The organism is Anaerocolumna sedimenticola (assembly GCF_009931695.1).
Classification (GTDB): domain Bacteria; phylum Bacillota; class Clostridia; order Lachnospirales; family Lachnospiraceae; genus Anaerocolumna; species Anaerocolumna sedimenticola.
On the sequence record NZ_CP048000.1, the window covers coordinates 419250 to 431957 of the forward strand.

Here is a 12708-nt window from a genome sequence, read left to right on the forward strand (position 1 = left end):
TAGTCCTAAATGTTTAACTCTTCTACATATTCTTCCAAGCATTGGAAAGTAAAAACAAATTCCGTGCCGATACCCAAGGTACTGGAAACTTCTATATTGCCACCGTGTTTTGTTGCTATTTGTCTGGCTATTGCAAGTCCAAGGCCGGAACCTTGTTCATTTGTTTTAATTTTGATTTGTAAAATTTGTCGAATATACTTGGTAAATCTTCTTTCGAAATTCCAATGCCCTCATCTCTTATTGATATTTTTAGTTTGTCCAACTTAGATAATTTTATGTGTATGGTAGAATTTTCATTTGAAAACTTAATGGCATTATCTAAAATGATAAGAAACATCTGTCTTAGACGGTCATAATCACCCATCATCATATAAAACGGTTGATCCTTAACAATTTCTGTTTGAATATTTTTTTCTTCACTGATGGCGTGTATGCTTCGAATTAGTTCATCGAAAACCTGTAGTATGTTAACAGGTTCTTTTTCAACAACAAAATCAGGATTTTGCATTTTAGATAATAACAGCAGATCTCCAACTAACCGCTCCATACCTTTACATTCAGACAGCATTCTTAAATAGTATTGCTTTACCTTTTCCTCATCCGTAATAACCCCGTCCACCAGGGTTTCCGTATAAGCCCTGATAACGGTTATAGGGGTTCTGAGTTCATGGGATACATTGGCAAAGAAATCGATTCGGGCCTGTTCCCTGTTCTGGCGCTCAATTTCATTTTCTTTTAATTCCTCAGCCAGAATATCAATGGTTCTGGCTAAATCTCCGATTTCATCTTTCCGTTTAATATTTGTCTTGCTGTCATATTTACCGTCTGCTAATTCTAGTGCCGTATTTCTCATTTTAGATATGGGGGTTGAGAGGCCTTTTGCAAAAACAATCGCAATGATAAAGGATATAAAAAGAGCAACTCCAACACTTAAGAAAATCAAATACATACTGCTTCGTATAATTTCTTCCTGATCCTTTATCTCAGAGCGGAGGAAGATAGCCCCAACAATTTCTCCATTAATAGTAACCGGCATACCAAGTATGGCAGATTCACCGCCTAACTCTTCATAATATCCGTTGGCATACATGACCTGATTATGGAATGCGGATTCTATGACATCGATACAATCCTGTGATAGTTTTACATCATCTAAATCTACATTTTCAAGGTTTTTGTTCAGGGGTGAACCGCATTGGGATTGGATATTGTCCAGATATCCGGAGTATCCGGATCCAATTTTCCTAATGTATCCAAATCTTCTATATAATTATCCTCTTCGCCATTTATAATAAATTCAGATAATTGTCCTGCTATGCTGGTAGCCTGGTTTTGCAGCTTGTATTTATAATTATCCATGGTTTTCGTCTTATATAAATTCATAAATATAAGACCAACCAACACGGCTAATACCGTTAACATAATTGCATAATTTATGTACACTTTTAAAAAGAGCCGGCTTCTTGACCTGACCTTATTCTTCTTATCCATTTTACACCTATGACATTCCACAACACTTGATGTGATATTCTGTATCCAAAATAAAAAGGGGGGGTATGCAAAATCTTGTGTATGATAACAATACACAGATTTTGTGCTGTTTTACAGCAATCCCAAACTCCCTTTCTGATTATTATTTACTCAGCAATCTCGAATTTATAGCCAACACCCCAGATTGTCTTAATATTCCAGTCAGGATGTTCCACTGCATCTAATTTTGCCCTGAGGCGTTTAATATGTGAATCTACTGTACGGCTGTCACCAAAATAATCAAAACCCCACAAACTGTCTAATAAATTATCCCTGGTAAAAACTTTGTTCGGATTTTTTGCTAAAGTCCACATGGTCTCAATCTCTTTTTTGGTTAATGACATTTTTTTACCGTTTATATGTAAGGTATATTCATCTAAATTAATTATCATATCACATAAGCTTATTATATTACCGGACTTTAAATCTTTTTCTGTCCGGGTCATTCTCCTGAGAACCGCCCTGATACGGGCCATTACTTCACTTGGACTGAATGGTTTTACAATATAATCGTCTGCTCCTATATCCAGTCCCATAATTCGCTCAAAATCTTCTCCCCTGGCTGTAATTAAAATAACCGGCACATTTGATTTTGCCCGAATCTTACGGCATACCTCGTAACCATCTTCTTTTGGCATCATAACATCAAGTAACACGGCAGCCGGATTATAATGTTCGAATAAACGAAATGCTTCTTCCCCGTCATAAGCAATGATTGGCTCTAATCCTTCTTTTTTGGAATAGGTAGATAATACATCAGTGATATCATGATTGTCATCGGCAATTAAAATATATTGCATGGTGTTTTCCTCCGATTAATTTAAAACATTTTAAATATTTATAATATTACAATTAAGTTTTGTATATTTTTGTATTCTTAAATATTATAGCCTATAAGTCTGGTTAAAAACAAGAGTAAATGGAACAATATATATTAAAATTCTCCTTTAATTCTTAAGTTTTTTTTAAGATTTTGCCACGTTTCTGACAAAAACTAGTATTATAGTAATTTTATGATAGGTGAGTGTGAAAAATTCTTTTTTTACTATTATGTTTGCATTTGCAAACAACCTGGGGAAGAATGAAATTTTGGAGGACAAAGCCATGAAACAATTTTTATTTAAAAAGTGTCTGTTGGCACTGGGCTTGTATTTATTCTTCACTGTAATCATACCAGTTCCTATTGCCGGTAATAGTATAATTGCGAAAGCATCCACGGTTGATGAGGATCAAAATGCAATTAAGCTCAATGTAAGCAGTAAATCAATTGTAAAAGATACCACATATGCTCTGAAAATATATAATATTTTGGACAGCCATAAGGTATCATACAAATCCGATTCTGCTTCCATCGCTACTGTAGATGATAAGGGTACTATTACTGCTGTAGATTTCGGAAAGGCAATCATTACCGTAACTGTCAAGGACGGCCTAAAAACTATTGCTACATTAGAATGTGAAGTAACGGTAGGTCCTCCGGCAATCAGCGTTATATTGACCAAATCTGAAGTTACCATGACAGTTGGAAGTAAAACTTCCTTAACTGCAATTTTAAAACCAAATAATACTGTGGAAGAAGCAAAATTCTCAAGCAATAACCCGGAAGTAGCCAGTGTTAGTGCTGGAGGCAGAATTACAGCTAAAAAAGCTGGTTCCACGTATATATTTGCTTCAATCGGTAACGGTAAATATGATATGTGTAAAGTAACAGTAGTAGAAGAAGATGTTGATACAGGTATTGCAAATTAATCAGGGATTTATAAAGACTGCCAAATAATATTCTGGTAGTCTTTATAATTTTTTCAGTTCCTTGAATTTCTTCTCTTATTATACTTTTCCTCTTATCCTTTTATAGCTTTTAACTTTCGATTTCGAATCCGGCAAAACCGATACTACCTTTTGTCCCTGTTATATCCTCTTGTTTATTTTCTTGTGTATCTTCTTGTATAGTATTTTCCTGTATATTTTCCTGCACGTTTTCTAATATATCCACATTTGCACTCTCTAAAGCTCCCTTAAGAACAATACCTCCTGTATCGCTTTCATCCCCGTAAGCCGGCTGTTTCATGTATTTTGATTTAATTGCATCCATGAAATTAAATCCGGTCAGTGCTTCGATGGTTTCCGGAAGTTTACCGACAATATCCGTTACATATCCGGAAACTTTAGCCGCACCTTTTAAGGAACCGTCCGTCCCTCCCCCATTATCAATAATTACTATCTTTTCTGTCTTTGATAATGGTTCTGCAATAGCTGTAGCGATTTCCGGCAGTTTTTCGATTATCATCTGAGTTACGGCTGCATTATTATACTGTTTGTATGCTTCCGCCTTTTTCTCCATGGTTTCCGCTTCCGCACTACCCTTTGCAAGAATTGCTTTCGCTTCCGCTTCACCTTTAATTCGTATTGCCTCCGCTTCTGCTTCCGCTTTTACTTTAATTGCCATACTGTAAGCTTCGGCCTCTTTTAATTCGGAATATTTCCGGGCATCTGCCTGCTTGCTTATTTTATACATATCCGCATCTGCCTGCTTATTTACCGTTGCAAGGAGTTCTTTTTCCCGTCTGTATGCCTCTTTTTCCTGAATCTCCGTTTCTTTTTCCTTTTTCGTTAATTCTACCAGCATAGCAGTTTCCGTAACTTCTTTTGTAACTTTATTTTTCTCTATTTCATAAGCGGCGTCTGCTCTAGCCTTAGCTGTTTCCTGCTCTTCACGGTAGGCCTGGATTTTTAATTCTTTTTCTTTATTCGCTTCCGCAACATGGGTTCCTGCCACGATTTTAGCTTCTTCACCAAGTCTTTCTGCTTCGGATACCTTAATTTTTGTTTCTCTTAAAGCTTCGGCTTCTGCAATCGCCGCATTCTTTTTTACCTCTGCAATTCTAGGCACACCCAAAGCTTCCAAATACCCGTTTTTATCGGATATGTCTCGAATCGTGAAAGCTTTTAATTCCAGACCCATACTTGCTAACCCTACTGCTGCTACCTCCTGTACCTGGGATGCAAATTTCTCACGGTCTTTATATATCTCTTCCACAGTCATTTTGGATATAATCTCTCGTAATTTACCCTCTAAGACGTCTTTTGCAGTATCTTTAATAATTTCAATCGTCTGCTGCTCTTTACCCGTATTAAACTGCTCTACGGCACTTAAAATACTCTCCTTATCGCTTTTTACCTTAATAACAGCAACACCGTCGGCTCGGATATCAACACCCTGTTCCGTCCTTGCTCCCTCGGTCCTTATCTCAATCTTCATGTTTTCTAATGAGATCTTATCCGAACGCTCCAATAACGGTATTACAAAACCACCGCCGCCGGATATGACTCTCTTCTTAAGACCGGTTACCACAACAGCTTTATCCTGGGGAACCCTTTTCCACATTGCCGTAATCAGCAATAATATTAAGATGATTCCTCCGGCGATAAAACCGGCAATAAATATTGCTTCCATAATACTTCCTCCTAAAATTTATTTATATCCTACGAGATTTAAATCTGCGTACCGATATCATCCAAACTGGCTACGTAAAATACATAGTCTTCTATCCAACAGATTGCAACATCTTTTCCTGCTTTAATCTGACCTCCGTTGGTTGATTTAGCAGGTGAGGTAAAACTGTTTCCATTAATAACATATCTTATTTCACCAAATCCATCGGAATAAATGGATTCTGTCACAGTTGCTTTTAATCCCACTAAATCTTCTATGTTAGGAGCACTGGTATTTTGTGCTTTTTTTAACGGTGCAAGCACTAATTTATGCACCGAAAGACTTACAAATATACCGGCAATACATGATAACAAGAGAATAACGAATTTGGGGAAATTTAAATTAATATCTAGCAATATCCACCCAATCCCGCCAAAAACCAAAAAAAAGGCTTCCAGTAATATTGGGCTGGCCGGTATTAACAAGGTATTCCCAAATAAATGAAAGTCCAGATCGAATCCATCCAAACCGATAATATCAAAAATACTTCCCAGCAAAAAGGAAATAATAATTAAACCAATACTTGTAAAGAAACATACCTGAAAAGCTAACAACATTACGTTCTCTCCTTTCATTTCTTTCTTACTTATAGGCAATTGCGAAACTATATAGTTTTTTGAATATACCGTACAATTGATACGAATTTCAGAGCTTCAGCTGCCCTATGGGCAAAATTCAGCTCTGAAATTGTATTAATTGCATGGTATATAGATACAATATGTGAGTTTCGCAATTACCTATTTTCTTACTTATATCTATCATATGTCTCCCAGATTAAACCAGCCTTACATGCAAATTAAAATTTCATTAAAAATAAGATCCTGATATGGAACTATTTGTTATGAAATAAGACATTTATACCAAAAAATATCAGTAAATTTGGGCATTTGTATTTGCTCCAAAGATTGACATTTAATACCTTTTGTGGTAAATTAAGTCTATCATTACTAATAATGGTATTTAACATAATTCAATTTTTTAAAAGCACTAGGAGGCAATTTATGAAGAAGGGTACAGTAAAATGGTTTAATGCTAAAAAGGGGTTTGGTTTCCTATCAGACGAAGAGGGCAACGATGTATTCGTGCATTTCTCAGCACTCAATATGGATGGCTTCAAAGTTCTGGAAGAAGGACAGGAAGTTCAATTCGAAGTTGTTAACGGAGAAAAAGGACCTCAGGCTGCTAATGTAACAAAGCTTTAATTAAGCTTAAGAAGTAAGTTATAATCAAGAGCTATACGTAATAAATAATAAACATGTTAATGAATTTAAATTAATTAATCATATATATGGATTTATACGTAAAGGTTATAACGAAAAGAGGATGTCTTAAGGCATATGCCAGACATCCTCTTTTTTGTCTTTTTATTCTTGGTAAATGCGCATGACAATCTAAAGTAATTAGTCACTGCAACGGCTCAGAGCCAGAGTCCGGTAAGCCAGACTCTTTTTGTATCATTAATGTTTAAAATGTCTCATTCCGGTGAATACCATTGCAATGCCGTATTCGTTACATTTTTTAATGGAATCCTCATCACGGATGGAGCCGCCGGGTTGGATAATGGCTGTGATGCCAGCCTGGTGTGCTGCTTCCACACTGTCATCAAAAGGAAAATATGCATCCGATGCCAATACTGCACCTTTCGTTGCATCTTCATTAATTAATTCTGCAGCATGCTCAATACACTGTTTTGTAGACCATACACGGTTAACCTGACCCGGCCCGATTCCCACTGTTTGCTTATCTTTTGCAAGGGCAATACCGTTAGATTTTACAAATTTAACCACTCTCCAGGCAAATAACATATCTTCCATTTCTTTATCGGTTGGTTTACGGTCGGTTACTACTTTTAATTCCTCTTCTATTAATAATTTACTGTCAATCGTCTGAACGATTAAACCTCCGTTAACTTTCTTTAAATCATAGGCATGTTCCTCCTGCGGAACATCAATATCTCGTAATTCCAGTACTCTGACGTTTTTCTTAGTCTGTAATAATTCAAGGGCAGCTTTGTCATAAGCGGGAGCCACAATTACTTCCAGAAAGACTTTTTTCATTTCTTCGGCTAACTCTAAGGTAACCTCTCTGTTAATTACCACGATACCGCCATAGATGGATACTTTATCTGCTTCAAAGGCTTTCGTCCAGGCATCTAATATATTATCCGCACTGCCGACACCGCAGGGATTACCATGCTTGCAGGCAACTACCGTAGGTTCTGTGAATTCTTTCAATAATTCCAGAGCACCATTGGTATCATTAATATTATTAAAAGACAATTCTTTCCCATTTAATTGTACTGCGTCCGTGATAGAACCTTTTTTCTTACCGATTTCCCTGTAAAATGCAGCTTTTTGATGAGGATTTTCACCATACCTCATATCCTGCACTTTTTCATAGGTTAAGGTCAGGGTATCAGGAAGTTCATGGTCATTTCTTTGATTTTTTAAATAATCAGCAATCATGGTATCATAATTAGATGTATGCATAAATACTTTCTGCATCAGATAAAATTTGGTGTCCAGGGAGACTTCTCCTTTTACTTTTAACTGCTCTAATACTTCTTTATAATCATCCGGATCAACAATGACCGTAACATCCTGATAGTTTTTTGCTGCGGAGCGAAGCATGGTAGGACCGCCGATATCAATATTTTCAACCGCTTCTTCTCTGGTTACATTTTCTTTTAATATAGTTGCCTTAAAGGGATATAAATTAACCACAACCATATCAATGGTTTCTATATTTAAATCTTTTAATTGTTTCATATGGTCCGGTTTACTTCTCATGGCAAGCAGACCTGCGTGAACAATTGGGTGCAGGGTTTTTACCCTTCCATCAAGACATTCGGGGAAACCGGTTAATTCGGATATTTCTATGGCAGCTACTCCGGCTTCCTTTAACTTGTTATAAGTGCCTCCTGTGGAAATGATTTCGATACCAAGTAATACCAATTCCTTTGCAAATTCAACGATTCCAGTTTTGTCCGATACACTAATTAATGCTCTCATGTTAACCTCCTTATAAATCATGGGTTTCTTCTGAGAATGGGTTTTCTGATATGGTTTAAATTATTCCGATTCTCAAAATAAGTTAAAAAAAACGCCCGGGTAACCCAGCTGATCCCATATATATCTAAATATATAAGGTTACTTTAGGCTGCCCAGGCGGTCGGCTGTTTTTATTATTTTGTACTCCCCGTGGGTTAATTCCCACTTTCCGCCAGTCATACAAATTCTAATGATAGTTTACTATATATTATTTTAAATTACAATCCCCTTTACGCTTCTAATTCTTCATTTATGTTAATAAAAACCCATAAATCCAGCTTATAATTTAAGCCAATGGATATATTGGATGACTCCAAATGTCCGGTATATTTAATGTTACAGTTCAGCTTGAGGAACTGTTACTATTTAATCAACCTTGAAAAATCATGAATTGAATAAATATGTGTTATGATATATAATGATTATTATAATTATTGGTTACACTAGTGTAATATGGCAACTAACAGTACTTAAAATAAGGAGTCTTTTATGAAAAGGTTTAAATTTACAGATATTCTAATAGGATTAGTATTTACTTTACTGTTCATATCCATCGGAGTTATAGCTGCCGTTAATTTCAGGTTTATTTATTATATGGATATATCCAATTTAAATATTGAAGCATCATCCGGGATCAGCAGAGATGTTATTCTTGAAAACTATGATGCTCTTATTGATTATAATTCTCCTTTCTATAAAGGAGACCTTAAGTTTCCAACCCTGCCTGCATCTCCCTCCGGGCTTAAACATTTTTCTGAAGTTAAAAATATCTTTGTATCCTTCTATTACATTGGTATCGTAACTTTAATTGCAGCGCTCATTATTATCGTTTATAAAAGAAAGAAAAAGGATTTCAGTTACCTGATGGTATCTTCCATCACGGTTCTTGTTATTCCTGCCATAGTGGCAATAGGTTGTGCAATTAATTTTGATCAGGCTTTTATTATATTCCATAAAATATTCTTCCGAAATAACTATTGGTTATTTGATCCTGCTACGGATCCGATTATAACCATATTGCCGGATACTTTTTTCTTACATGCGCTGATTGTAATTATAGCTTTTGTAGTACTGGGCAGTCTGATTCTGTTTCTGTTCTCCAGAAGAAAAAGAAGAGGCCGCTTTAGTTATGATTTCACGAATAATAATAGGTATTATTAAAATTAGGTAATCGCAAAACTATATTGATTTCTATACCATACAATTCCTACGAATTCAGAGCTTCAGTTGCCTATAGGGCAAGATTCAGCTCTGAAATTGTAGGAATTAAAACGTTATATAAAAAATAGCAATTTTATCTTGCAATTACCTGAATGCCATATTTCCTAGATAGTTAATTTATGAATTATGCAGCAACCTTATTTCATATTGCCATTATAAGGTAAACTTATCTTAAATTCCGTACCCTCTCCCGGTTTACTATCCACCTGAATATTCCCGCTATAAAGTTCTACTATATGCTTAACGATAGACAAGCCCAGACCGGTCCCTCCCTGCTTCCGGGAACGGCCTTTATCCACGCGGTAAAACCGTTCAAATATACGGGACAAATGTTCTTTTCCGATACCGATTCCCGTGTCTTTAATCTGTAAAATTAATTTATTGTCTTCTTCCTTACAGCTTATGGTAATACTGCCTTCCTCCGTATATTTCATTGCATTGTCCAGCAGGTTAATTAATAATTGCTTCATACGGTCAGGGTTGCAGAGAAAAGGTTTTAAATAAGGTTCGGGTTCAAAAATAACCTTCACCTTATCCGATACTTTCGATTCTAAAAGTTCTATTACGGAATTAATACATTCATTCATATCTAAGGGTATGGTTTCGTATTCTCTTTTCGATTCAATTTCTGATAAAAGAAGAATATCTTGAATTAAACTGAATAAACGTTCTGCTTCTATATCAATAATATCAAGAAAACGGTTTGCAACAGCTTCCTCTTTAATTGCCCCGCCTTTTAAAGTATCGATAAACCCGCGTATAGAGGTAAGGGGCGTTTTTAATTCGTGAGTTACGTTGGATACAAAATCACTACGTATACTTTCCAGTTTCTTAATCTTAGTAATGTCTTCAATAATTAATAAGACACCGAAATATTTAGCACCATCCAAACCTAGGGGAGTAGCGGTCACACGGATATTCCTTAGATTTTCCCTTGCCAGGGTACCCTCTTCCTCCACGCTTATATTTTTTTCACGGACCTCATCAATTGCATCAAATACGGCTGCATTTCTTAATATATTATAAAGGGAATGACCCAGGATTTCCTGATTCGTCGGATTTACAATTTCTAAAAATGCTTTATTAAAGAATAATATTTCATTGGAATCATCAATTGCCACGACCCCGGCAGTCATACTGCTTAACATCGCTTCTAATTCCGCGTTACGCTGTGTCAGATTCTCTATGGTACCTTTTAGGTTTTTAGACATAATATTAAAAGATTCCGCTAATTTGCCTACCACAGATTTATCCCTTGTATAAATTTTAATATTATAATCACCGTTTGATATACGCTCGGCTGCATTTGCAACTTCATGAATCGGTTTTGCTAAAATCCCGGTAAAAAGAATTGCAGCAACTACAGCAATGATAAAGCAAATTAGAATGGCATATATAATGGAATAAAACATATGTCCGTTTAAGGCATTGAGCTCTGATAACGGCAAAGATACTCTTAGTACTCCATCCAGATCATCGGTTTTAACCGGCACTGCGCTGTAGGAATACTGCTGTCCCATCGTCTTTGAATAACGGTTTACTGTTACACTCTCTCCATTTAACGCCTTTTTTACTTCTTCGCGGTTTTTGTGGTTCTCTAACGGCTGGCTTGTATCGGAATCAGCATAAACCTCGCCATTCCGATCAATTATAGTAATTCTCACCTTATATTTATCTGCATATTTGTTTACAAAGGTCTCATAATCCTGAATATTTTTAAAATCTTCATCCGAAAAGATATCTGCCATTAATTTAGCCTGAGTTAAATAATAGTTCTGACTCTGCGTATAGATAAACCGATAACCTTTGCTCCAGAAAATACCTGTGGAGATACCGATGGCAAGTAAGATTATTGTCAAATAACTTATGATTAACTTTTTATGCATAGTAAAAACCTCCCTTATGCAAATTTATACCCCATTCCTCTTACCGTTTTAATATAGATGGGATGACTTTCATCCTGTTCTATTTTTTTTCTCAGATTACTAACATGAACATCTACGGTTCTGGTTTCTCCAATGTAATCATATCCCCATACTTTTTCCAAAAGATTATCCCTGGTAAAAACGATACCCCGGTTTTTAGCAAGCAGATACAATAATTCAAATTCTTTAAAGGATAACTCCACCGGTACACCTTTCACGGTGACGGTTCTTCTGGCACGGTTTATTTCCAGGTAATCAATGACTATCTTCTCTTCTTTTTCTGCTTCTTCTATGTCAAAATTACTTTCGCTTCTTCTTAATACGGCTTTAATTCTTGCTAATAGTTCATGAACTCCAAAGGGTTTCACCAAATAATCATCCGATCCGACCTCAAGTCCTACCACCTTACTGATTTCATCTCCTTTTGCGGTCAGGAAAATAACCGGTAAGGTACGAAGTACCTTATTGGCTCTGATTCTTCTTAATACTTCTATACCGTCAATTCCGGGAAGCATCCAATCTAACAAAACAATATCAACTTTTTCTTTCTCCAATATATCCAGTGCATCTTCTCCGGTTTCTGCTTTTATTACATGATATCCATCACGCTCCAGATTATAGGCAAGTAGTTCCAGAATGTGTTCTTCATCATCAACCGCCAATATTGATTTCATAATAACCTCTTTTCTGAATATCAAATACAAAATCATGATATTCGTTAATACTTGTTGAAATTTTATTTCAACTAAACTTGGCCAGCATTCCTTGAATCAACGCTTAAGCTATTATTAAATATGTTTAACCCAAAGCCAAATCACCTGTAATGATGAACGTTATCCATTCAGAAATATTGGTTGCATGGTCTGCCATTCTTTCCAAATATTTTATAATCATAAGATAGCAAATACATTGAGGAACTGATTTGGGATCATTTTGCATCATTTCAGATAATTCTTCCGTTATTTTAAGGAAATACTTATCCACCTCATCATCTGCCGGAATTACCCTGGAGGCTTTCTCCAAATCTGCTTCTACAAAGCTGTCTATCGTATCACTCACCATTTTTTTCATAGCACTGATCATCTCTGTCAAATATTCCGGTGCGTTTATTTTCGGCAATTTACTCAGTTTGATAATATATTCCGAAATGTCGGAGCATTGGTCAGCAATTCTTTCAATATCCGTGATAATTTTCATAATTGAAGTGATTTTTCTAAGATCGGTGGCAAGGGGCTGCTGTTTTGCTATAATGTTAATACATTCCCTTTCTATATGTTGTTCCAGCAAATCAATTTCATCATCACGGGTTATAATCTTTTTTGCTATGTCCACATCGGTATTATTAAGTGCAAGAATCATTTCATTCGTTGATAATTCTAATATACTTCCCATTTTAATTACATTATTATTTAATTCTTCAAGTTGTGCAATAAAACTTTGTCTCATCACTGGCTCCTATCTGCCTGTTATCACAGGCCCGCTTAACTTA

The 12708-nt window shown here is 35.9% G+C and carries 11 protein-coding genes, 1 pseudogene and 1 riboswitch; of the genes and pseudogenes, 3 read left to right on the forward strand and 9 right to left on the reverse strand.

The genetic code is table 11. From position 1 onward, the window contains the following. Window positions 1-5 precede the first annotated feature (5 nt). The 3 genes and pseudogenes from Ana3638_RS01720 to Ana3638_RS01730 all read right to left on the reverse strand — a co-directional run bounded on the left by Ana3638_RS01720 (window position 6) and on the right by Ana3638_RS01730 (window position 2330). Window positions 6-1090, reverse strand: a pseudogene (locus Ana3638_RS01720) (sensor histidine kinase). An 89-nt stretch (window positions 1091-1179) separates the two neighbouring features. Continuing rightward, a complete protein-coding gene (locus tag Ana3638_RS01725) occupies window positions 1180-1491 on the reverse strand; it encodes a hypothetical protein (RefSeq protein WP_161836461.1) in 312 nt (103 codons plus the stop codon). A 146-nt stretch (window positions 1492-1637) separates the two neighbouring features. Further along, a complete protein-coding gene (locus Ana3638_RS01730) occupies window positions 1638-2330 on the reverse strand; it encodes a response regulator transcription factor (RefSeq protein ID WP_161836463.1) in 693 nt (230 codons plus the stop codon). Window positions 2331-2634: 304 nt separating this feature from the next. Between Ana3638_RS01730 and Ana3638_RS01735 the strand changes: the two genes are divergently transcribed. Then, a complete protein-coding gene (locus Ana3638_RS01735) occupies window positions 2635-3279 on the forward strand; it encodes an Ig-like domain-containing protein (protein ID WP_161836465.1) in 645 nt (214 codons plus the stop codon). 109 nt (window positions 3280-3388) lie between these two features. Here the strand turns inward: Ana3638_RS01735 and Ana3638_RS01740 are convergent, their stop codons facing one another. Continuing rightward, window positions 3389-4984, reverse strand: coding sequence for a flotillin family protein (locus Ana3638_RS01740; protein ID WP_161836467.1), 1596 nt, complete (start codon window positions 4982-4984; stop codon window positions 3389-3391). 38 nt (window positions 4985-5022) lie between these two features. Then, entirely contained in the window at window positions 5023-5580 is a 558-nt protein-coding gene (locus Ana3638_RS01745; protein WP_161836469.1) for a hypothetical protein, read from the reverse strand. 444 nt (window positions 5581-6024) lie between these two features. Here Ana3638_RS01745 and Ana3638_RS01750 point away from each other — a divergent pair, with 444 nt between their 5' ends. Continuing rightward, window positions 6025-6225: a cold-shock protein gene (locus Ana3638_RS01750; protein WP_161836471.1), complete on the forward strand. Its 201-nt coding sequence runs from the start codon at window positions 6025-6027 to the stop codon at window positions 6223-6225. A gap of 255 nt (window positions 6226-6480) precedes the next feature. Here the strand turns inward: Ana3638_RS01750 and purH are convergent, their stop codons facing one another. Continuing rightward, a complete protein-coding gene (gene purH / locus Ana3638_RS01755) occupies window positions 6481-8034 on the reverse strand; it encodes a bifunctional phosphoribosylaminoimidazolecarboxamide formyltransferase/IMP cyclohydrolase (protein WP_202621552.1) in 1554 nt (517 codons plus the stop codon). Between the two features lie 143 nt (window positions 8035-8177). After that, window positions 8178-8263, reverse strand: a riboswitch (ZMP/ZTP riboswitch). 299 nt (window positions 8264-8562) lie between these two features. On the opposite strand from purH, the gene Ana3638_RS01760 reads away from it, so the two are divergent. After that, the gene (locus tag Ana3638_RS01760; protein ID WP_161836474.1) at window positions 8563-9234 is read left to right on the forward strand and encodes a TIGR01906 family membrane protein; all 672 of its coding nucleotides are present in this window, start codon (window positions 8563-8565) and stop codon (window positions 9232-9234) included. A gap of 197 nt (window positions 9235-9431) precedes the next feature. On the opposite strand, the gene Ana3638_RS01765 is transcribed toward Ana3638_RS01760, so the two are convergent. The 3 genes from Ana3638_RS01765 to phoU form a co-directional block, all read right to left on the reverse strand. Beyond that, a complete protein-coding gene (locus Ana3638_RS01765; RefSeq protein ID WP_161836476.1) occupies window positions 9432-11180 on the reverse strand; it encodes a HAMP domain-containing sensor histidine kinase in 1749 nt (582 codons plus the stop codon). Between the two features lie 14 nt (window positions 11181-11194). Next, complete coding sequence (locus Ana3638_RS01770; RefSeq protein WP_161836478.1) at window positions 11195-11893, reverse strand: response regulator transcription factor; 699 nt, start codon at window positions 11891-11893, stop codon at window positions 11195-11197. A gap of 124 nt (window positions 11894-12017) precedes the next feature. Then, a complete protein-coding gene (gene phoU / locus Ana3638_RS01775; RefSeq protein ID WP_161836480.1) occupies window positions 12018-12665 on the reverse strand; it encodes a phosphate signaling complex protein PhoU in 648 nt (215 codons plus the stop codon). Window positions 12666-12708 lie beyond the last annotated feature (43 nt).